Annotated in this window: 17 protein-coding genes and 4 pseudogenes; 11 read left to right on the top strand and 10 right to left on the bottom strand. The window is 59.8% G+C overall.

The window, feature by feature from the left end; translation table 11 throughout:
• Positions 1-106 precede the first annotated feature (106 nt).
• Positions 107-814, top strand: a complete 708-nt coding sequence (locus E3W21_RS19670) for an HPP family protein (protein ID WP_134421538.1) — start codon at positions 107-109, stop codon at positions 812-814.
• A 96-nt stretch (positions 815-910) separates the two neighbouring features.
• Here the strand turns inward: E3W21_RS19670 and E3W21_RS19675 are convergent.
• The 3 genes and pseudogenes from E3W21_RS19675 to E3W21_RS31885 form a co-directional block, all read right to left on the bottom strand.
• Positions 911-1,597 (bottom strand): annotated as a pseudogene (locus E3W21_RS19675) (arginine N-succinyltransferase); the annotation flags it as partial.
• 249 nt (positions 1,598-1,846) lie between these two features.
• Complete coding sequence (locus E3W21_RS19680) at positions 1,847-2,326, bottom strand: Lrp/AsnC family transcriptional regulator (RefSeq protein WP_134421539.1); 480 nt, start codon at positions 2,324-2,326, stop codon at positions 1,847-1,849.
• Between the two features lie 12 nt (positions 2,327-2,338).
• Positions 2,339-2,467: pseudogene (locus E3W21_RS31885) on the bottom strand (histidine/lysine/arginine/ornithine ABC transporter ATP-binding protein); the annotation flags it as partial.
• Between the two features lie 397 nt (positions 2,468-2,864).
• Here E3W21_RS31885 and E3W21_RS19690 point away from each other — a divergent pair.
• Positions 2,865-3,971 (top strand): enoyl-CoA hydratase/isomerase family protein, encoded by a 1,107-nt coding sequence (locus E3W21_RS19690; protein WP_134421540.1) that lies wholly within the window; start codon positions 2,865-2,867, stop codon positions 3,969-3,971.
• Positions 3,972-3,974: 3 nt separating this feature from the next.
• A complete protein-coding gene (locus E3W21_RS19695) occupies positions 3,975-5,126 on the top strand; it encodes an acyl-CoA dehydrogenase family protein (protein WP_129443945.1) in 1,152 nt (383 codons plus the stop codon).
• 140 nt (positions 5,127-5,266) lie between these two features.
• Here the strand turns inward: E3W21_RS19695 and E3W21_RS19700 are convergent, their stop codons facing one another.
• The 6 genes from E3W21_RS19700 to E3W21_RS19725 all read right to left on the bottom strand — a co-directional run bounded on the left by E3W21_RS19700 (position 5,267) and on the right by E3W21_RS19725 (position 12,374).
• Positions 5,267-6,040, bottom strand: coding sequence for an enoyl-CoA hydratase (locus tag E3W21_RS19700; protein ID WP_134421541.1), 774 nt, complete (start codon positions 6,038-6,040; stop codon positions 5,267-5,269).
• A gap of 131 nt (positions 6,041-6,171) precedes the next feature.
• A complete protein-coding gene (locus E3W21_RS19705) occupies positions 6,172-7,299 on the bottom strand; it encodes an acyl-CoA dehydrogenase (RefSeq protein WP_134421542.1) in 1,128 nt (375 codons plus the stop codon).
• A gap of 164 nt (positions 7,300-7,463) precedes the next feature.
• Entirely contained in the window at positions 7,464-8,657 is a 1,194-nt protein-coding gene (locus tag E3W21_RS19710; protein WP_134421543.1) for an acetyl-CoA C-acyltransferase, read from the bottom strand.
• Positions 8,658-8,669: 12 nt separating this feature from the next.
• Positions 8,670-9,431: an SDR family NAD(P)-dependent oxidoreductase gene (locus E3W21_RS19715; protein WP_134421544.1), complete on the bottom strand. Its 762-nt coding sequence runs from the start codon at positions 9,429-9,431 to the stop codon at positions 8,670-8,672.
• Positions 9,432-9,447: 16 nt separating this feature from the next.
• On the bottom strand, positions 9,448-11,112 hold the full coding sequence (locus tag E3W21_RS19720; protein ID WP_134421545.1) for an AMP-binding protein: 1,665 nt from the start codon (positions 11,110-11,112) through the stop codon (positions 9,448-9,450).
• Positions 11,113-11,357: 245 nt separating this feature from the next.
• On the bottom strand, positions 11,358-12,374 hold the full coding sequence (locus E3W21_RS19725) for an AraC family transcriptional regulator (RefSeq protein ID WP_134421546.1): 1,017 nt from the start codon (positions 12,372-12,374) through the stop codon (positions 11,358-11,360).
• A gap of 155 nt (positions 12,375-12,529) precedes the next feature.
• Here E3W21_RS19725 and E3W21_RS19730 point away from each other — a divergent pair, with 155 nt between their 5' ends.
• From E3W21_RS19730 to E3W21_RS19755, 6 genes and pseudogenes are all read left to right on the top strand, one after another.
• Entirely contained in the window at positions 12,530-14,233 is a 1,704-nt protein-coding gene (locus tag E3W21_RS19730; RefSeq protein ID WP_134421547.1) for a molecular chaperone HscC, read from the top strand.
• A complete protein-coding gene (locus tag E3W21_RS19735; RefSeq protein ID WP_166793846.1) occupies positions 14,230-15,927 on the top strand; it encodes a J domain-containing protein in 1,698 nt (565 codons plus the stop codon). The genes E3W21_RS19730 and E3W21_RS19735 overlap by 4 nt, the downstream gene beginning before the upstream one ends.
• Positions 15,924-16,931, top strand: coding sequence for a DUF3829 domain-containing protein (locus E3W21_RS19740; protein ID WP_134421549.1), 1,008 nt, complete (start codon positions 15,924-15,926; stop codon positions 16,929-16,931). Before E3W21_RS19735 ends, E3W21_RS19740 begins: the two co-directional genes overlap by 4 nt.
• 117 nt (positions 16,932-17,048) lie before the next feature.
• Positions 17,049-17,387, top strand: a pseudogene (locus E3W21_RS19745) (FTR1 family protein); the annotation flags it as partial.
• A 26-nt stretch (positions 17,388-17,413) separates the two neighbouring features.
• A pseudogene (locus E3W21_RS31380) lies at positions 17,414-17,851 on the top strand (Dyp-type peroxidase); the annotation flags it as partial.
• Positions 17,852-18,232, top strand: a complete 381-nt coding sequence (locus E3W21_RS19755; RefSeq protein WP_371927128.1) for an imelysin family protein — start codon at positions 17,852-17,854, stop codon at positions 18,230-18,232. It begins immediately after the preceding pseudogene.
• Between the two features lie 105 nt (positions 18,233-18,337).
• On the opposite strand, the gene pssA is transcribed toward E3W21_RS19755, so the two are convergent.
• Entirely contained in the window at positions 18,338-19,681 is a 1,344-nt protein-coding gene (gene pssA / locus E3W21_RS19760; protein WP_134421551.1) for a CDP-diacylglycerol--serine O-phosphatidyltransferase, read from the bottom strand.
• Positions 19,682-19,898: 217 nt separating this feature from the next.
• On the opposite strand from pssA, the gene E3W21_RS19765 reads away from it, so the two are divergent.
• Entirely contained in the window at positions 19,899-20,462 is a 564-nt protein-coding gene (locus tag E3W21_RS19765; RefSeq protein ID WP_134421552.1) for a TetR/AcrR family transcriptional regulator, read from the top strand.
• A 56-nt stretch (positions 20,463-20,518) separates the two neighbouring features.
• Entirely contained in the window at positions 20,519-20,995 is a 477-nt protein-coding gene (locus E3W21_RS19770) for a nuclear transport factor 2 family protein (protein WP_134421553.1), read from the top strand.
• Positions 20,996-20,999 lie beyond the last annotated feature (4 nt).

Raw genomic sequence — 20,999 nt, forward strand, 5'->3', positions numbered from 1 at the left:
CTGTGCCCGTTCCTCCCCCAATAGTTGGAACAACTTCAAGGGCTTTCTGGGTATCCCAGCTAAGCCTTTTTTTTGCCTCGGTTTTTTTCAACGGATCGTCTGCCTCATGTTTGCTCGCTGGTTTCCCGCCGCCATCAACACTCGCCCCTCCGAATGGAGCCGCGCCGCGATCGGCATGTCCTTGGGCACGATGTTCAGCGTCTGGCTCTGCAGCCTGGTATTCGGCATGCCGGTTGCGCAGCACTTGATCGGTCCGCTGGGTGCATCGGCCGTGTTGCTGTTCGCGGTATCCTCCGGCGCCCTCGCCCAGCCCTGGTCGATTCTTGGCGGTTATCTAAGCGCCGGGGTGGTTTCACTGCTGGTCGCTCACGTTCTCGGACGAACCCTCGGCAGCGCTTGCCTGGCGGCTGGCATAGCGCTGATTCTAATGTGCTGGCTGCGTTGCCTGCATCCACCGGCCGGGGCCTTGGCGTTGCTGTTGGTATTGGCAGACCCGGCGACCATTGCCCTGGGCTGGAAAGCCCTCGGCCCGGTGATGCTTGGTGCATCGGCCATGTTGCTCAGCGCCCTGGCCTACAACAACCTGACGCGCATTCGTTACCCAAAACGCGCCAGCGAACCGTTGTCCAGGGTGCCCGCCGACCACCCGCCCACCGACAGCCAGGCGATCACCGCCCAGGACCTGAAACTGGCCCTGGCGGACATGGAAGCCTTCTTCGACGTCACCCCCGAAGACCTCGAACAGTTGATCCATGCCAGTGAGTTGCATGCCAAACGGCGCAGTATTGGTAATGTGTTTTCCAGTAAGGGTTGAAGATCAAAAGATCGCAGCCTGCGGCAGCTCCTACATTGAAATGCGATCCCCTGTAGGAGCTGCCGCAGGCTGCGATCTTTTGATTTTAGGATTGATCTAGGCTGCAGACATTTGTCGGGCTGGCACCGCCAGACTCACCGCGCGCACCGATGAACCGGCACTCAACCCAAGGCTCTTCGCAGTCTCTGCATCGACTATCAACGTCCCGGCAGCCACCCGCGCCGGTGCCGCGGTAATCCGGCACTCGGCAAATTGGCGGTTATGAATCAGGTATGTCGCCGTCTGCTCCCCCGGTGTGCCGATGCTCAGTTGCAGCACCTGACTGTCACGCACGGCACGGATATCCCCGGTGGCGCATTCGATCAGCGGGCCGCCGTCGAAGATGTCAATGTAGTCGCGGTGCTCGAACCCTTCAGCCTTGAGCATGCCCAGCGCCGGTTCGGTGTTGGGATGAACGCGACCGATGACGGTTCTTGCGGCTTCAGGCAACAGGCAAGTCGGCAGCGGAAACTTGGGCATCAGCTCGGCGATGAAGGTCTTGTTACCCAGCCCGGTCAGGTAGTCGGCATCGGCAAAATCCATCTTGAAGAAGTGCCGCCCCAGACCTTCCCAGAACGGTGAAACGCCCTCTTCGTCCGAGTAGCCGCGCATCTCGGCGATCACCTTCTCCCCGAAATGCTGACGAAATTCCGCCCGAAACAGGAACCGCGCCTTGGACAGCAAACGCCCGTTCAGACCGCTGCGGTGATCGGCATGCAGAAACAGCGAACACAGCTCCGAATGGGGAAACGGTTGTTCGCCGCCGTGTCCTGATTGAAGGAGAAACGTGTCGGGCGAATCATCAAAACGGTATTGGTGGTTTGCATGGGCACAGATTCAATGAGGGTTAAGAGGTACTCATTGTCTGTTTCGCAGGCTGGAAAACCCGGTTGATCAGTGGCGGCGGCGTGATGGAAACGGCTGAAAAACGTGTGTGGCCCAGCCGATTCGGCGAGTGCCGAAGGCAGCGATCCTTTGATCTTGATCTTGCTTCTATTCCATCGTGGTCTTGACCATCGCCAATTCCGGATGGCTGACCAACTTGTCGATGTGCAAATCCGGGTCATCGAACCGGACCTCTGTCAGCACCCGGTAATGCTCCATGTCCCGGCAACGCATGCGCAAGCTGTAGTCGAACGCGCCGCTGATCAACCGACATTCCAGCACCTGCGGGCAGGCGCGGACCTTGGCTTCGAAAGCCTTTTGCGCCGCCCGCCCACTCTGGTTCGACAACGCAACCAGCACCAGCAACGACAAGCCTGGTGTCAGCTTCTTTTCATCGAGAATCGCGCCATACCCACGAATGACCCCGAGCTGTTCGAGCTTGCGCACCCGTTCCAGGTACGGCCTGGGCGTCAGGTGCACGCGCTCGGAAAGCTTTTGATAAGTGATGCGCCCTTCGTGGCGCAGCACTTCGATGATTGCCTGATCGATACGATCAAGCACGATCGACAGATCGCGGATATCCGCCATATACGTCTTGCCTCACTTCAAACGACCCGATAGGAATTGCTGCAAACGTTCACTTTTTGGCTGGTCGAGGATCGTTGCGTCACCCTGCTCCTCGACCTTCCCCTGATGCAAAAACAACACCGGGCTGGAAACCTCGCCTGCGCCTAACCACACTTTTTGACAGGGGCAGAGAGTCGATGCGGTATTCACCGCAGCCGTATTTGTTGTTGTTTTCGACCGGTCGAGCCAGCCGTCGGGGTGCAGTCCGTTCCATGCGCATCGTCACAAGCGCTTGAAATGGACCGTCAGAATGCCAATTGCCAGGCCGGTGCAGGTGTCGTAAGCCCCTGTTCTGACAGCCCAACTGCGCTGAACGGGTGGCTCTCACAGCCGATTCTGTCGTTGATCTCCCAAGATCTAGAGATCGCAGCCTTAAGGTAAAAATGCACACGACTCCTGCACATATGCCGGTTGTACATCACAAATTTGCACTGTTACGATCCAGCATCGCTCGCGCGCGAGCTTCTCTATAAAGAACAATAAAAGCAGGGAGTTAGTGATGACTGCTCAGGTTTCATCGAAGGGGACTTCGTCCATGGATGCCACGCAAAACGAAGTGCTGGCCGAGGTTCGCAACCACATCGGTCACCTGACCCTCAATCGCCCCGGCGGCCTCAACGCCATTACCCTGGACATGGTGCGCAACCTGCAGCGTCAGCTCGACGCCTGGGCGCTCGATCCGCACGTACACGCGGTGGTCTTGCGCGGTGCTGGCGAGAAGGCTTTCTGTACCGGCGGCGATATTCGCTCGCTGTACGACAGCTTCAAAAACGGCGACACGCTGCACGAAGATTTCTTCGTCGAGGAATACGCCCTCGACCTCGCGATTCACCATTACCGCAAACCTGTGCTCGCCTTGATGGACGGTTTTGTCCTGGGCGGCGGCATGGGCCTGGTGCAAGGCGCCGACTTGCGAGTGGTCACCGAGAAAAGCCGCCTGGCGATGCCGGAAGTGGCGATCGGTTATTTCCCGGATGTCGGTGGCAGCCATTTCCTGCCGCGCGTTCCCGGTGAACTGGGTATTTACCTCGGCGTCAGCGGCATGCAGATCCGTGCGGCCGATGCGCTCTATTGCGGCCTGGCCGACTGGTACCTGGAAAGCGACAAGTTGAGCACTCTGGACGAGCAACTCGATCAGCTCGAATGGCCCGAAACACCGTTGAAGGACCTTCAAGGTCTGTTGGCGAAACTCGCCGTGCAACAACTTCCGGCTGCACCTTTGGCGGCGTTGCGCCCGGCCATCGATCACTTCTTCGCCCTGCCCGATGTGCCGAGTATTGTTGAGCAACTGCGTGAAGTAACGGTCGCCGACAGCCACGAGTGGGCCTTGACCACCGCCGACCTGCTGGAAAGCCGTTCACCGCTGGCCATGGGCGTGACCCTGGAAATGCTCCGTCGCGGCCGGCACCTGAGTCTGGAAGACTGCTTCGCCCTTGAGCTGCACCTGGACCGTCAGTGGTTCGAGCGCGGCGACCTGATCGAAGGCGTGCGCGCCTTGCTGATCGACAAAGACAAGAAACCGCGCTGGAACCCGCCAACCTTGCAGGCGCTGGACGCCGAGCACGTCGCGAGTTTCTTCACGGGTTTTGACCAAAGCGGGAGCTGAGCCATGCACGATATCGAATTGAGCGAAGAGCAAGTCATGATCCGCGACATGGCCCGGGACTTCGCCCGCGGCGAAATCGCCCCCCACGCCCAGGCCTGGGAAAAGGCCGGCTGGATCGATGACGGTCTGGTGGCGAAGATGGGTGAGCTGGGTCTGCTGGGCATGGTGGTGCCCGAGGAATGGGGCGGCACCTATGTCGATTACGTCGCTTACGCCTTGGCCGTGGAAGAGATTTCGGCCGGCGACGGCGCCACTGGCGCACTCATGAGCATTCACAACTCCGTGGGCTGCGGTCCGGTCCTCAACTACGGCACTGAAGAACAGAAACAGACCTGGCTGCCGGATCTGGCCAGCGGTCAGGCGATCGGCTGCTTCTGCCTGACCGAACCCCAGGCCGGCTCCGAAGCCCACAACCTGCGCACCCGCGCCGAACTGCGCGACGGCCAGTGGGTGATCAACGGCGCCAAGCAATTCGTCAGCAATGGCAAACGGGCGAAACTGGCCATCGTGTTTGCGGTGACCGATCCGGATCTGGGCAAGCGCGGCATCTCGGCGTTTCTGGTGCCTACCGATACAGCGGGTTTCATCGTTGATCGCACCGAGCACAAGATGGGTATTCGCGCGTCCGATACCTGCGCGGTGACCCTGAGCAACTGCACGATTCCGGAAGCCAACCTGTTGGGTGAGCGCGGCAAAGGACTGGCGATTGCCCTGTCGAACCTCGAAGGCGGCCGCATCGGCATCGCGGCGCAGGCGTTGGGCATTGCCCGCGCGGCGTTTGAAGCGGCGCTGGCCTACTCGCGGGATCGGGTTCAGTTCAACAAGCCGATCATCGAGCACCAGAGCATCGCCAACATGCTGGCCGATATGCACACCCGGTTGAACGCGGCACGACTGCTGATCTTGCATGCTGCGCGGTTGCGCAGTGCCGGCAAGCCGTGTCTGTCGGAGGCTTCACAGGCCAAATTGTTTGCTTCGGAGATGGCCGAGAAAGTGTGTTCGTCGGCGATGCAGATTCATGGCGGGTATGGGTATCTGGAGGATTATCCGGTGGAGCGTTATTACCGGGATGCGCGGATTACGCAGATTTATGAAGGGTCGAGCGAGATACAGCGGATGGTGATTGCTCGGGAGCTGAAGCACTACCTGGTGTGATGCCCCAAAAGCATCGTCGGATCGCCGCCCGGAGACAAGCTCGCTCCCACAGGGTTCTCTGGTATACACAAGATCTGTGCACCCTGGAGATCCACTGTGGGAGCGAGCTTGCTCGCGATAGCGTCAGCGAAAACGCCGCATTACTTACCTTGGAACTCAGCCTCACGCTTGGCAATAAACGCCGCCATCCCTTCCTTCTGATCCTGCGTCGCAAACGCCGCATGGAACACCCGGCGCTCAAAGCGCACACCTTCCGACAGGCTCACTTCAAACGCGCGGTTGATGCTTTCCTTGATCATCATTGCAATCGGCAACGACTTCTTGGCAATCAGCGCCGCGACTTTCAACGCTTCTTCCAGCAACTCATCGGCCGGAACAATCCGCGCCACAATCCCGCAACGCTCCGCTTCCACCGCATCGATCAAGCGACCGCTGAGGCACATTTCCATGGCCTTGGCCTTGCCCACTGCGCGGGTCAGGCGCTGGGTGCCGCCCATGCCCGGCAGTACGCCGAGGTTGATTTCCGGCTGACCGAACTTGGCGTTGTCGCCGGCCAGGATGAAGTCGCACATCAGCGCCAGTTCACAACCACCGCCCAAGGCGAAACCGTTGACGGCGGCAATGATCGGCTTGCGGCGGTTAGCCACGCGATCGCTGTCGCTGAACAGGTCGTCGAGGTAGATCTGCGGGTAGGTCAGCTCGGCCATTTCCTTGATGTCGGCACCGGCCGCGAAGGCTTTTTTCGAGCCGGTCAGCACGATGCAGCCGATGTTCGAATCGGCTTCCAGGCCATCGAGGGCGTGGTTCAGCTCGCTGACGATCTGTGCGTTCAACGCATTCAGCGCTTGCGGACGGTTCAGGGTAATCAGGCCAACGCGACCGTGGGTTTCCAACAAAATCGTTTCGTAGCTCATATATGACTCCTGATAAACACTCGATCCCCCGTAGGAGCTGCCGCAGGCTGCGATCTTTTGATCTCGATCTTCGGTGATTTCAAGATCGCTGAAGATCGCAGCCTGCGGCAGCTCCTACCGGGGGTTCATTCTTAGAGACTTCGTGAAATAACCATGCGCTGAATATCGCTGGTGCCTTCGTAGATCTGGCAGACCCGCACGTCGCGGTAGATCCGCTCCAGCGGGAAATCGTTCAAGTAACCGTAACCGCCGAGGGTTTGCAAGGCTGCGGAGCACACCTTCTCAGCCATTTCCGAGGCGAACAGCTTGGCCATGGACGCTTCGACCAAGGCCGGTTTGCCGCTGTCTCTTAACGCCGCCGCGTAATGCACCATTTGCCGGGCGACGGCGATTTGGGTTGCCATGTCCGCCAGGCGGAACGCGACCGCTTGATGCTCGATGATCGGTTTGCCGAAGCTTTCACGCTCGCGGGCGTAGTCGCGGGCTGCTTCGAACGCAGCGCGGGCCATGCCCACCGATTGCGAAGCGATGCCGACACGACCGCCTTCGAGGTTGGCCAGGGCGATTCGATAACCTTCGCCCTCCTCGCCCAACCGGTTGGCCACCGGCACCTTCACGTCCTCAAACAGAATCTGGCAGGTGTCGGACGCGTGCTGGCCAAGTTTTTCTTCGACCCGCGCGACTTTGTAGCCCGGCGAATCGGTGGGCACGATCAGCGCCGTGATGCCACGCTTGCCGGCACTCGGATCAGTCACGGCGAACACGATCACCACCCCGGCGTTCTGCCCGGAGGTGATGAACTGCTTGCAGCCGTTCAACACGTAGTGATCGCCTTCCAGACGGGCACGGGTTTTCAGGCCACTGGCGTCGGAACCGGCCTGCGGTTCGGTGAGGGCAAAAGCCCCGAGCATCGAGCCGCTGGCCAACGGTTTGAGGAAGCGTTCTTTCTGGTCGTCGTTGCCGTACTTGAGAATCGGCACGCAACCCACCGAGTTGTGCACGCTCATGATGGTCGAGCAGGCGCCATCGCCGGCAGCAATTTCTTCCAGGGCCATGGCGTAGGCCAGGTAACCGGTGTCGCAACCGCCCCACTCTTCCGGCACCAACATGCCGAAGAAGCCCAGTTCCGCCATCTCGCCGATGGCTTCCTTGGGGAAGCGATGCTCGCGGTCCCACTCGGCGGCGAACGGTTTCAGCCGTTCCTGGGCAAACTGCCGGGCCGCGTCGCTGATCTGAAGTTGTTCGTCATTGGGAATCATGCCAAATCCTTAAAAATTGAGCCTATCGCACAAAATACCTGGTTGAAACGCTGGACCTGTGGGAGCGGGCTTGCTCGCGAAAGCGGTGTGTCATTCAACATTGATGTCGACTGACACGGCCTCTTCGCGAGCAAGCCCGCTCCCACATGGGGATAGCGTCAGTTTCAATACAGGCATTCAACGGCCATTGCCGTGGCTTCACCGCCGCCGATGCAGATCGCTGCAACGCCGCGTTTCAGGCCTTTCTGGCGCAGGGCCGAGAGCAAGGTCACGAGGATCCTCGCGCCAGACGCACCGATCGGGTGGCCGAGGGCGCAAGCGCCGCCGTGAACGTTGACCTTCTCGTGAGGGATTTCCAGGTTGGTCATGGTCACCAGACTGACCACGGCGAAGGCTTCGTTGACTTCGACCAGATCGACTTCGTCCAGCGACCAGCCAGTTTTTTTCATCAGCTTCTCGATCGCGCCCACCGGTGCCACCGGGAACAGGCCCGGGGTGTCGGCAAACGCCGCGTGACCGTGAATCACTGCCAGCGGTTTCAGGCCGCGCTTTTCAGCTTCGGAACGGCGCATCAACACCAGTGCCGCAGCGCCATCGGAGATCGAGCTGGAGTTCGCCGCCGTCACCGTGCCGCCGTCGCGGAACGCCGGTTTCAAGGAAGCGATCTTGTCCAGTTTGGCTTTCGGTGGCTGTTCGTCGTTGCTGATCAGCACCTGCTCTTTACCGACAGTCACAGTGACCGGCACGATCTCGTCTTTGAAGCTGCCGTCCTTGATCGCCTGCTGCGCGCGGGTGGTCGAGGCAATGGCAAACGCGTCCTGAGCTTCACGGGTGAAACCGTTGGTTTCCGCGCAATCTTCGGCGTAGGTACCCATCAGGCGACCTTTGTCGTAAGCGTCTTCCAGCCCGTCGAGGAACATGTGATCAAGCACGCGACCGTGGCCCATGCGGTAACCGCTGCGGGCGCGGTCCAGCAGATACGGCGCGTTGGACATGCTTTCCATACCGCCAGCGACAACCACGTCGGCGCTGCCGGCCACCAGCATGTCGTGAGCCAGAATGGCCGCTTCCATGCCCGAACCGCACATTTTGTTCAGGGTGGTGCAGCGGGTCGATTTATCCAGCCCGGCGCCCAATGCAGCTTGACGCGCAGGGGCTTGGCCGAGGCCGGCGGACAGGACGCAACCGAACAGCACTTCTTCAACCGAGTCTGGCGCCACACCGGCGCGCTCGACGGCGGCGCGAATTGCGGCAGCACCGAGTTGCGGTGCGGTCAGGCTTTTCAGTTCGCCCTGGAAACCGCCCATCGGGGTGCGGACGGCGCTGACGATAACGATTGGATCGTTGGCAATAGTCATGACAAATCCTCCTTATTTGGCGGCCATGCGCAAGGCGCCGTCGAGACGGATCACCTCGCCATTGAGCATGCTGTTTTCAATGATATGCCTGACCAGCCCGGCATACTCGCCTGGTTTGCCCAAACGTGGCGGAAACGGCACGCCAGCCGCCAGTGACGCGCGGACTTCCGGGGTCATGCCGGCCATCATCGGGGTTTCGAAAATGCCCGGGGCGATGGTCATCACGCGGATGCCGAAGCGCGCCAGTTCACGGGCGGCGGGCAAGGTCAGGCTGACGATCGCGCCTTTGGAGGCGGCATAAGCGGCTTGACCGATCTGGCCGTCGTAAGCGGCGGCCGAGGCGGTGTTGATGATCACGCCGCGCTCGCCGTCAGCATCTGCTTCGGTTTCGGCAATCGCCGCAGCGGCCAGGCGCAGCATGTTGAAACTGCCGATCAGGTTGACGTTGATCACCTGGCTGAAATTGGCCAACACGTGTGGGCCGTTCTTGCCGAGGATCTTCTCACCGCGCACGATACCGGCGCAGTTGACCAGACCGTTCAGGCCACCGAAGGCTTTGACCGTCGCCTGCACAGCGGCTTGCGCCGCGGCTTCGTTGCTGATATCCGCCACCACGCTTTGCGCGCCGAGACGTTCAGCCTGGGCCGCAACGGCCTCGGCGTTCATGTCCACCAGCATCACTTTGGCGCCGGCTGCGACCAGCATTTCAGCCGTGGCCGCACCGAGGCCGGACGCACCGCCGGTGACGAGAAAAACCTTGTTTTCGATCTGCATCATTGTTTCCTTGGATTCAAGCTGAAACGTTCTTCGCGGCGGCCTCATGAGCCTTGGCGATTTCCTGGTTGCGCAAGATAAAGCGCTGCAATTTGCCGCTAGGGGTTTTCGGCAATTCGCTGACAAATTCAATTTCACGGGGGTACGAGTGCGCGGCCAGTCGTTTGCGCACGTGTTGGCGCAGCTCTTCGGCCAGTTCCGGCGCAGCGCGGTATTGCGCGCTGAGCACGACAAAGGCTTTGACCAGTTCGGTGCGCTCTGGATCGGGTTTGCCGACCACTGCCGCTTCGACCACAGCCGGGTGTTCGATCAACGCGCTTTCCACGTCGAACGGACCGACGCGATAACCGGAGGTGGTGATCACGTCGTCGCTGCGACCGACGAAGCTGATGCTGCCGTCCGGGTTCCACTCGACGGTGTCGCCGCTCAGGTAATAGTTGCCGACGAAGGCCTTGGTCGGTGCGCTTTCGTAACCGGCGAACCAGCACATCGGCGATTGGGTGCGATCGATGGCCAGAATGCCCGGCTGACCGACGCCGAGTTCTTTGTACTCGTCATCCAGCACCACAATACGGTGGCCCGGCGAGGCGAAACCGGCCGCACCCATGTGGATCGGATGCTCCAGGCCATGGTGGTTGCACAGGACCATGCCGAGTTCGGTCTGGCCGTAATGATCGTGGATGACCACGCCGAGGTTGTCGGCGAACCAGCGAATCACTTCCGGGTTCAGCGGCTCGCCGGCGCTGCTGACGATGCGCAGCTTGCCCTTGATCGAGCGGGCGAATTCGTCGCCACCGGCGATCAACAGGCGAAAGGCCGTCGGCGAACCGGTGAGGTTGGTGATCCCGTATTTGTTGATCACCCGGCAGGTGCTTTCGAGGCTGAACGGGCCATCGTAAAAGGTGATCGGATGCCCCATGGCCATGGGACCTGTAACACCGAAATAGATGCCATAGGCCCAGCCCGGATCGGCAACGTTCCAGAAGGCGTCTTCAGGGCGCAAGTCCACGGCGTCACGGGTGTAGCTCTGGAAGGCGACGATGGCCTTGAGCGGAACGGACAGCGCTTTCGACGGACCGGTGGTGCCCGACGTGAACATCAGCAGGAACGGGTCTTCGCCGGTCAGCAGGACCGGTTCGCACTCAGGAGAATAATTGGCCAGTTCAGCCCAGAAGCTGTAATCGCCGCGGACGATGCCTTGGCCTTTGGGACCGGCGACGGTGACGATGGTCGGGCAGTCGGCGACTTCAGTGAGTTTGGAGCGATTGCCCGCATCGGTGACTACCACTTTGGCGCCAGAGGAGCTGAGGCGGTGTTCGATGGCTTTCGGGCCGAATGCCGTGAACAGCGGCTGGTAGACCGCGCCGATGCGCCAGGTGGCGAAGACGGTGATGAGCAATTCGATGTTACGTGGCAGGAGACCGGCAACCTTGTCGCCTTTTTTCACGCCTTGGGCCAGCAGGAAATTGGCGAAACGCGCGGCTTTGTCCTGCAAGTCGCTGAAGGTGTAGGTCGCGCTGGCGCCATCGCGACCTTCCCAGAACAGCGCGATGCGCCCCGGCAAGGCATGCCGGTCGCAACACTCGACACAGGCGTTGAGGGCAGTCAAATCGCCGTCGAGCGCGGCGTCGACGGTGTGCTGATAATTGAACTGTGAGGTAGCAGACAAATAATCGCGCATTGCCAGAATCCCTTTGTATTTTTATTAGGTCGGGGGAACCGTAATTAACAGGGAAATACTCGCTCTGCGCGGGGCGCGGGACAATGGTCAAAGCTATCAAGTTGCGTGACTGGTTTGGCCAAGATTCAAGAGGTGCGTCGCCTGGGCGGACGCCTTCGCGAGCAAGCCCACACATTTGGAATGCGTTCCCCTGTGGGAGCGGGCTTGCTCGCGAAGGCGCCCGACCAATCAACACAAAATCCGAATCAGCTCGCCTCGTTGAGGATCAAACTCCGGTAATGCCCCGGATTTGATCCCGACCACTTGCGAAACGCCTTGTAGAACGAGCTGGTATCGGCAAACCCTAAACGCGTGGCAATCTCGGCGAAGCTGATGGCAGGCTCGGCGAGCCAGACAATTGCCAACTCCTTGCGCACGCTGTCCTTGAGCCCCTGGTAGGTCTGACCTTCTTCCGCCAACCGCCGACGCAACGTCGACGCCGACATGCACAGCTGTTGCGCCAGGGCCTCGGTTTCCGGCCAGTGTTCGGCGGGCAGTTGCCGCAAATCGTGCTTGATCCGGCTGGCCAGGCTCTCCGCGTCACGGTACTTGACCAGAATATTGGCCGGCGCATGGGCCAGGAAACGCTTGAGTTCTTCCGGGCTGCGCTTGATCGGCAAGTCCAGGCACTCAGCGGAGAAAATCATCCGCGTGCGCGGCCGGTCGAAACGCAGGTTCTCGGAGAACATCACCTGATAGTCATCGCAGAAGTCCGGTGCCGGGCAGCGCAACTCGATGGCCAGGATCGGAATCCGTCGCCCCGCCAGCCAGCAGGCGACGCCGTGGACGATCATCCAGTAAGTGAAATAAGTGAAGGCGCGGCGTGGGTCCTGGTCGTCTTCGAGCAGGACGATTTCCGCCAGGCTTTGCTGACGTACCAACTGCGCCGACAGGTGTTCGAGCATCAACGACAAAAAGCTCAAACCCGAGGTCAGGCCAGCGGCCAGGCTCGGCTGGACCATAGAGCAGCGACAGAGAAACTCCAGGCTGCCGGATTTGAGTTTGCGCGGGTCCATGCCAAAAAATTCATCATCTCCGCGCCGGGCCAACAAGCGCCACAGCCTTGCGTAAGAGGTAGCCGGCACGCGGGCAGTGGTGGTTTCCAGCAGCGCCGGATCGATACCGACCTTGTTCAACACCTCATCGGTGGTCGCTCCGGGGGCGCAACTTTGCAGCAGTGCTTCACGCACCAGTTGAATGGAGATGGTGTCTTTTTCCGACATATACGTCACTCGGGTGCACTGAATTATTCTGTTGGCCATCTTAGGCAGCACGGAGTAAAAAGCCAGTCCTGCGCAAAAGGCGGCTCAACTACCTGGCCCTGTGGCCGATAGGCTGTTGCCGGGAATTCCCGAATTGACATGGAGCTGTAAACGTAATGATCGTCGGCATTGATTTGGGCACCACTAACAGCCTGGTTGCCGTTTGGCGCAACGGCGCCCCCGAACTGGTTTCCAACGCTCTGGACAGTCTGCTGACCCCAAGCGTGGTGGGCCTTGACGACGAGGGTCGAGTGCTGGTCGGTCAGGCTGCCAAGGAACGTTTACAGACTCACCCACAGTTGACGGCGGCATTGTTCAAACGACACATGGGCAGCGCTCATGAACTTCGCCTCGGCACCCGATCGTTCCGCCCGGAAGAACTGTCGGCACTGGTGCTGCGCAGCCTGAAGGAGGACGTCGAACGCCGCTACGGAGAAACGGTCACTGAAGCGGTGATCAGCGTGCCCGCCTATTTCAACGACGCTCAACGCAAAGCCACGAAAATCGCTGGCGAATTGGCCGGCCTCAAGGTCGAGCGGCTGATCAATGAACCGACCGCCGCGGCCCTCGCTTATGGACTGCATCAACGCGATAGCGCCAGTTCGTTTCTGGTGTTCGACCTCGGTGGCGGCACCTTCGATGTGTCGATCCTCGAACTGTTCGACGGCGTCATGGAAGTGCGCGCCAGCGCTGGCGACAACTTTCTCGGCGGCGAAGACTTCGACACCGTGCTGGTTCAGGCCTTTGTCGCCGCACACGCCAACCGTAGCGACATGCCGTCACTGACCGAGCCCACTATCGCCCATCGCCTGCGCCGCGAAGCCGAGCGCGTGCGCCATGCCCTTGGCCAGGCCGACAGCGCGACCTTCGTCCTGCGTCATGGCAGCGGTCAATGGGAGCAGACGTTCACCCAAGCGCAGTTGGCCGAACTCTATGCACCGTTGCTGGTGCGTCTGCGCACACCGATCGAAACCGCGCTGCGCGACGCGCGTATTCGGCCATCGGAGCTGGATGAAGTCCTGCTGGTGGGCGGCACGACCCGCATGCCAATGATCCGGCGGATGGTGGCCGGGTTGTTCGGTCGGTTCCCTTCGATTGCGCTTAACCCGGACGAATCGATTGCACTGGGCGCAGCGGTGCAGGCAGCCCTGAAGGCACGGGATGCCGCACTCGAAGAGGTGGTGTTGACCGATGTTTGCCCCTACACCTTGGGCATCGAAGTCGCGGTCAGCGTCGGCGAAAGTACGCAAGCGGGTCATTACCTGCCAATTATCGAGCGTAACTGCGTGGTCCCGGTGAGCCGGGTCAAAACCGTCTCGACCCTGCGCCACCATCAGCGCGTTGTGCAGTTGAAGATTTACCAGGGCGAAAGCCGTTGGGTAAAAGAAAACATTTATCTGGGGGAAATCGACATCGAGGTGCCCGTGGCGCCGGCTGGCGAGATCAGCATCGATGTACGCTTCACTTACGATAACAACGGCCTGCTCGAAGCCGAGGCGCTGATAAATCGTACCGGTGAGCGTCGGACCCTGGTGATCGAAAACAATCCCGGTGTACTCGATCCCGAAGAAGTGCAGAAACGCCTGGCCGCGCTGGCCAACCTCAAGGTTCACCCGCGCGAGCAACAGGTCAACAGCCTGCTAAATGCCCGTCTCGAGCGCCTCTATCAGGAAAGCCTCGGTGATTTGCGTCAACGCCTCGATCACATGGCCAACCGCTTTCAGCAGGTGCTCGATACCCAGGACGACCGCGCGATACGCGAACTGCGCCTGCAACTGACGCAACAGCTTGATGAACTGGAACAGAGCCTGTGGCGGTGAATTGCTGGGCAATTCTGGAGTTGGAAGCCGATGCCGACTTGCGCAGCATCAAACGCCAATACGCAACGCTGCTTAAAGTGCACCGCCCGGATGAAGACCCGAGCGGTTTCCAGCGTCTGCGCGAAGCCTATGAGCAGGCGATGGAGTGGAGTCGCCGCGAATCGTCGATGTCTTCATTCAGTCAGCGCGAACCTGTGGTTGAAACACAGCCTCTTGAGCCGTCGCTTGAACCCCCGCTCAGTTTCGAGCTGGAACATCTAGAGGTTGAGCGTACTCACGGAGCACGGCGGGCGGCGCAGTTACTGGAAGACGTTACGGTCGAGCAACTCGATGAACGTCTGGCTCAGGCACAGGTGTCCCACTGCAACCGGGAGTTTGAAGACCAGTTGTTAATGACGTGCCTGTCACCGCGCGACGACGGGATGTTATTGGTCGCCTGGGGGATGGAGAAATTCAACTGGCTCACCGCCTGGCAGCGCCCGGACTTATCGCCGCATGTGCTTGAGTTGGTGCTTCGCGCTTACTGCAACCATGTGGAAAAGGGCTTGCGCGAGCTGCTTGACGCTGGCCAGGTCGACGCGTTCGTCAAGCGCTACCTGGTGCTCAAAAAAGTCGACTGGCTGCAGTCGTTCGAACGCCACGACTGGTTCAATGAAACCTTGGCCCGCTTACTGGTGGATTCGAGTTTCTGGTCGGCACATGTGTTCGAAACGCTGTGTGCACACCAGCACTGGAGCGCCAAAGAGGACGGGGGGCGTTGCTCGCAGCCTTATTGGTCGGCGCTCGTGAAACGCCGAGATGAGCAGGTGTTTGTCGAAACCCTGGAACGCCTGGCCGTCCTGAATGATCGCGAGCCCCAGAGCCGCGCGGCACGCTTGTTACTGACGCCAATGACCGACACCGATCGAAGCGCCTTTGCCCGGCGTTTTTTTGAAGCGGACTGGAATGCCTGTCGCACACTCAGCGAGAAGCTCCTGCGCCTGGACCCGACGCGATGCCGCGACATGCCAAACGGTGATCCGTATTTCTGGAAGGCCCTTGTGCCGCGCCCCCAAGCCTGGCCCATGTTTGCCGGGTTGTTTGGCGCGTCGCTCACCTGGGCAGTCGGCGAATACCTCAGTGATAAATCCGGTCTCGGTGCAAGCTTTGCCGCCATGCTGTTCTGGCTGTGTGTATTGGCCACGCCTGGCGCGGCACTGCTGTGGGTCTGGCGCCCGATGGCGGACCGGTTCTGGTCATTGGACGTGTATTTGAGCCGCGCCGTGTCGCCTCGACTCAGCTTCAGACGCCCTGCGCCGCTGGTGCTGCGCGAGTTGCTGCCCTGCTGGCTAATGGGTGCATTGACATGGGCCTGCTGTGGCGCGTCGGCATTTGCCAGCTACACCGGAGTGCTGCTGGCGCTGGGTGTATTGAGTCGTGTCGTCTGGCCAGAAACGCTACGCGTCAGGCCTCCCAAGGTTCGGTTGCCCACCTTGGGATCGGCACCGTCGATTGCGCTGATGATCGGGGTCATTGGTCTGACGCTCCTGTTTTACATCATTGCCAGCAGTCAGTTGATGGGCCCGGATCAAGGGTTGCAGCCGTTTGCCAAACGCGGTTGCAGTGGGCCCCTCGACAGTCGTCAGGAATGCCGGATCGCACCTGACTATGAGCAGTGGTATGGGCCGTCGCATGCTCAGAGGGCTCAACCGTGAACAAGCGCGTCCTGGCCGTCGCAATCACCGCCGTGCTGACGGTGACCTTTCTCGGTATGTTGAGAGAGCATCAAGGCACACTCCTGACCCCGATCCAGCGCTGGCTCCGTCAACCTGACCTCGCCGAGCGGGAAAAGGCCAACGCCTTGCGCCCGTTGATTGCCTGCCTGAACTCAGTCGACAGCCGCTGGCGTCACGCCTACGCCAACTACTTGAACCGGGACCGCAAAGTCGATCCGACCCTGAAGGAGCGCTTTCCCGAGGACTTCGACCAGATGGTCAGCGTTCGCGAGCAGCTCAACTACCCGAGCGTCCACGATGCCTATTCCTGTCAGTTGAACGCGATGCAGAAAGACAACCTTCAGAAATCGGCACCTGAGTTGTTAGCGTTGCAAAATCGCTTCGAAACGTCCCTGTCGGCGGCCAACGAAGCGGCCGGGCTTTTTGACTTTTTCAGCGCCAGACCGACCTATTCGGTCAGCCCCGCGGACAAGGCCGAGCGCGACAGCCTGTTTATCCCGCTAGTCAAAGACTACCTCAACGCTTCTGACCAACTGCGCCGCGAGCTTGATGCCGAGGATCTGGATTTGCGACAGGTTCAGCTTGAGCAGCTCAAGACCCGGGATCAACTCAAGTATGCGCACATCCTCACCTACATGCTGCAAGCGCGAACCCTCATGCTCACGCTCGACAACCGTGTTCGCGAGCGAACCTTTAACGCCAGTGATCTGAGCGACGCGACACTCATGCTGCAACAGGCCTGGGACGACGGCACCCGTTACATGCAAGCCAACCCGGCAACCAGCAACGCCGATTACCCGGAAAACATCTGGAACTATGTGCGTTCACCCGGCAAGAACTATCTGGATGCCGTTAACAGGCTGCGCGACGACTGGGCGGCCAACGCCTCGCCACAACAGCTGAGTGATGACTTCGAGCGGATCGGCCGCCGCTATGATCAGTTGATCGAGGTGTACAACGATCGGGTGAATCCGCTGTTTTGACGACGCATTGAACAATGCGTTCAGGTTAGGCTCAGGTAAATGCCAATAAGTGCCATTTGGGAATGAGTGTCATTATGTTACAACTTAGCACCCTATCTAATGATGCCCCGGTGCTGAATGCTCGTTCCTTTTCTGATCATGCTGCGCGAAGGCATTGAAGCCGCGCTGATCGTTGGCATCATCGCCAGCTACCTCAAGCAGACCGGCCGCGGCCAGTGGATGCCGGCGGTGTGGATCGGCGTTTTCCTCGCCGTGGCCCTGGCCCTGCTGGTGGGCGGTGGCCTGGAACTGGTCAGTGCTGAGTTCCCGCAGAAGCAACAGGAACTGTTTGAAGGGGTAGTCGGCCTGGTCGCCGTGGGCATTCTCAGTTCCATGGTGTTCTGGATGCGCAAAGTCGCGCGTTCAATCAAACATTCGCTGCATGTTTCTCTCGATCACGCGCTGACCGGTTCCAAACCGATTGCCGCCACGGCGACCTCAGTGTGCAGTTCTGCTCCAACACCACCGACACCAACATCCACGCCCTGCGCGACATCGTGAAAAACCTACCGGACTTACTGCTGGTGCGTTGGAAACAGGAAGGCTGCGTGCCGCCCCAGGCCCCGGCAAAACCCGGAATGCCTGCGCAAAGTGCGCGCAACTTTCTCGGTTTTCGCGACGGCTCGGCCAACCCCGATTCCAACAATGCCAAGTCAATGGACAGCATCGTCTGGTTTCAGCCCGGCAGCGACGAACCAACCTGGGCGGCCAATGGCAGCTAACAGGCCGTGCGGATCATCCGCAACTTCGTCGAGCGCTGGGACCGCACGCCGCTGCAGGAACAGCAAAGCATTCTCGGCCGGGTCAAGAGCACCGGTGCGGCGATGGGCGGCGAGCATGAAACCCAGGTCCCGGACTATGCCAAGGACCCTGAAGGCAAGTTGACCAACCTCGACGCCCCGGAAAAAGTGGTTGGCGGCGCCGCCGCCCTGCTTGAAGAAGTCGCTGCGACCAAGATCTCCGGTGAAGAAGATCGCTACAGCCACACCGACCTGTATGACTTCCAGGGCAACATCGACGGTGCGAAGAAAATCGTCGATTTGTTCCGGCCGCAGATCGAAAAGCAGGACGCGGTCTTCATTGCCAAAGTCGACAAGAATTTCGCGACGGTGACCAAGACGCTGGCCAAGTACAAAACCAAAAATGGTGGTTTCGAGACGTATGACAAGGTGAAGGAAAACGACCGCAAGGCGCTGGTCGGGCCGGTGAATACACTGGCTGAAGACTTGTCGACGTTGCGTGGGAAGTTGGGGCTGAACTAAACGTCGGCGTTGTCTGCGAAAGGATCGCAGCCTTCGGCAGCTCCTACGGGTGTACGTCGTCCCACTGTAGGAGCTGCCGGAGGCTGCGATCTTTTGCTTTAAGCCTTACAGAATGCGATAGAGCAACCGCTCGATCCGTACCCGACTCACGCGCTTGAGAAACTTGGCCACCGCCGCCGGGTATTCCAGCAGCGTTTCCAGTTCCTGATAACGCTCGATGCGGCGGGTGTTCTCGAAAATCTCCGCCAGCTCTTTGCGACGCGGCTCCAACAACTCGCCTTTCGGATCATCGATCAGCAAGGCGTTTTCCAGGTCGAGACGGAACGCCCGCGGGTTGAGGTTGTTGCCGGTCAGCAAGGTGTAGCGCTGGTCGATCCACATGCCCTTGAGGTGATAGGTGTTGTCGCCGTCACGCCACAGATGCAGGTTCAACTGGCCGCTGTCGACACTGCGATGATGACGCTTGGCGAAACGCCGCAGGCTGATTTCGTAAAGGTACGGCAGCGCCGAAATCACCTTGAACGGCTCGCTCGGCGGGATGTAGAAGTCGTTGGCCGTCTTGTCGCCAACAATGATGTCAATCTTCACGCCCCGCGCCAGTGCCCGGTTGATTTCCCGGGTCACGGCCAGCGGCAGGTTGAAGTACGGCGTGCAGATGGTCAGTTGATGCTGGGCGCTGGCGATCAACTCGCAAATCACTCGACTCAGCGGGTTGTTCTTGCCGACACCGAGCAATGGGCTGACTGACAAACCGCCCTTTTCCGTGGTGCCTGTCGTGGTGTCGTACGCCGCGTGCTTGAGGCGGCTGCGCAAGTCGCCGATGTCGTTGCGCAGGCTACGGGTGGTCGGCAGGTTCGGCAAATCGAGACGATGCACTGCTTTGGAGGCGATCAGACCGTGCTGAATCAGGTGCTGCATCGAATCGGCCAGCGCGCTGTTATTTAGCAGGTGATAACGGTCGTAGCGGTACTTGTCGAATTTGTGCAGGTAAACGTTGTTCAGGCTCGCGCCGCTGTAGATCACGCAGTCATCGATCACGAAGCCTTTCAAATGCAGCACGCCGAACAACTCTCGGGTCTGCACGGGAACGCCATACACAGGCACTTCACTGGCATGAGTGCGGGTGGCTTCCTGATACCAGGCCGAGTTGCCTGGCTGCTTGCCGGCGCCGATCAAACCGCGCTGGGCGCGCAGCCAGTCAACGACCACCACCACGTCCAGTTCCGGACGCGCCAGTTTGGCCGCGTGCAAGGCATCGAGAATTTCCTGGCCGGCTTCATCCTGTTGCAGATAGAGCGCGACGATATAAATGCGCTGGGTGGCGCTGGCGATCTTTTCCAGCAGGCACCGGCGAAACTCGGCAGCGCCAGAGAGGATGGTGACGGCATCGGCGGTCAGCGGAAAACTGCGCAGTTTGGGCAGCAGAGAGCGTTTGAAAAGCGACGGCATAGGGCTCGCAAAAAGGTCGAATCCGAAGAACCCGAGAGCTTACACCATGGATTGCCTTGGGTCTTGTTAGTGTCTGTAAAGGCCCCTTCGCGAGCAAGCCCGCTCCCACAAGGGAACGCATTTCAAATGTGGGAGCGGGCTTGCTCGCGAAAGCGGTTTTTCAGGCGACAAAAATATCTGCTTGACCAAGGAGAACGATCGTTCTACTGTTCGCCGCATGAACGAAATCACCAGCAACGACACACGCAACATCATTCTGGATGTCACCGAAAAGTTGATCTACAAAAGTGGCATCGCTGCCACCGGGATGGATCTACTGGTGAAAACCGCCGGCGTCTCCAGAAAGAGTATTTACCGCTACTTCGCCAACAAGGAGGAGCTCACCGTCGCGGCCCTGCAACGCCGTGATGTGCGCTGGATGCACTGGTACAGAAGCGAAGTCGACCAGGCCGAAACACCGGCCGACCGGCTGCTCAACCTGTTTACCGTACTCAAGGCCTGGTTCGCATCCGAAGGCTTCCGTGGCTGTGCATTCATCAATACCAGCGGCGAAACCGGCGACCCGCAAGACCCGGTTCGCCTGGTCGCCAAAGACCACAAACAGAAGCTGCTCGACTACGTGCGCGAGCTCTGCACCGAACATGGCGCCACAGACCCGGAGACGCTGGCCAAACAGCTGCTGATCCTGATCGACGGTGCCATTACCGTGGCGCTTGTCATGGGTGATCACAGTGCCGCCGATAATGCGCAATGCATGGCGCGAAAGTTATTGGACCTGTAACACTTTAACCAATCCCGACAACTTGCTAGAACTTTACTTTGATAGGGAGACTATTAATGCCTAATGCCGAAGTTCGTCCGCCATTGCCGCCATTCACCCGTGAATCGGCCATCGAAAAAGTACGCTTGGCCGAAGACGGCTGGAACTCCCGCGACCCGGAACGGGTGTCGCTGGCCTACACCCTGGACACCAAATGGCGTAACCGCGCCGAGTTCGCCTACAACCGCGAAGAAGCCAAAGGTTTCCTGACGCGCAAATGGGCCAAGGAACTGGATTACCGCCTGATCAAAGAACTTTGGTCCTTTACCGGCAACCGCATCGCCGTGCGTTATGCCTACGAATGGCACGACGACTCGGGCAACTGGTTCCGTTCGTACGGCAACGAAAACTGGGAGTTCGACGAGAACGGTTTGATGGCCAATCGGTTTGCCTGCATCAACGACATGCCGATCAAGGAAAGTGACCGCAAGTTCCACTGGCCGCTGGGTCGTCGCCCTGACGACCATCCAGGTCTGTCCGACCTCGGCCTGTGAGCTC

Source organism: Pseudomonas sp. F01002 (assembly GCF_004402115.1).
GTDB classification, from domain to species: domain Bacteria; phylum Pseudomonadota; class Gammaproteobacteria; order Pseudomonadales; family Pseudomonadaceae; genus Aquipseudomonas; species Aquipseudomonas frigoris.

Bases quoted from the DNA above. Each gene is read 5' to 3' on its own strand.
- E3W21_RS19670 (WP_134421538.1), top strand. From the start codon at position 107: ATGTTTGCTCGCTGGTTTCCCGCCGCCATCAACACTCGCCCCTCCGAA.
- E3W21_RS19680 (WP_134421539.1), bottom strand. From the start codon at position 2,326: ATGGCGGATATCCGCGATCTGTCGATCGTGCTTGATCGTATCGATCAG.
- E3W21_RS19690 (WP_134421540.1), top strand. From the start codon at position 2,865: ATGACTGCTCAGGTTTCATCGAAGGGGACTTCGTCCATGGATGCCACG.
- E3W21_RS19695 (WP_129443945.1), top strand. From the start codon at position 3,975: ATGCACGATATCGAATTGAGCGAAGAGCAAGTCATGATCCGCGACATG.
- E3W21_RS19700 (WP_134421541.1), bottom strand. From the start codon at position 6,040: ATGAGCTACGAAACGATTTTGTTGGAAACCCACGGTCGCGTTGGCCTG.
- E3W21_RS19705 (WP_134421542.1), bottom strand. From the start codon at position 7,299: ATGATTCCCAATGACGAACAACTTCAGATCAGCGACGCGGCCCGGCAG.
- E3W21_RS19710 (WP_134421543.1), bottom strand. From the start codon at position 8,657: ATGACTATTGCCAACGATCCAATCGTTATCGTCAGCGCCGTCCGCACC.
- E3W21_RS19715 (WP_134421544.1), bottom strand. From the start codon at position 9,431: ATGCAGATCGAAAACAAGGTTTTTCTCGTCACCGGCGGTGCGTCCGGC.
- E3W21_RS19720 (WP_134421545.1), bottom strand. From the start codon at position 11,112: ATGCGCGATTATTTGTCTGCTACCTCACAGTTCAATTATCAGCACACC.
- E3W21_RS19725 (WP_134421546.1), bottom strand. From the start codon at position 12,374: ATGTCGGAAAAAGACACCATCTCCATTCAACTGGTGCGTGAAGCACTG.
- E3W21_RS19730 (WP_134421547.1), top strand. From the start codon at position 12,530: ATGATCGTCGGCATTGATTTGGGCACCACTAACAGCCTGGTTGCCGTT.
- pssA (WP_134421551.1), bottom strand. From the start codon at position 19,681: ATGCCGTCGCTTTTCAAACGCTCTCTGCTGCCCAAACTGCGCAGTTTT.
- E3W21_RS19765 (WP_134421552.1), top strand. From the start codon at position 19,899: ATGAACGAAATCACCAGCAACGACACACGCAACATCATTCTGGATGTC.
- E3W21_RS19770 (WP_134421553.1), top strand. From the start codon at position 20,519: ATGCCTAATGCCGAAGTTCGTCCGCCATTGCCGCCATTCACCCGTGAA.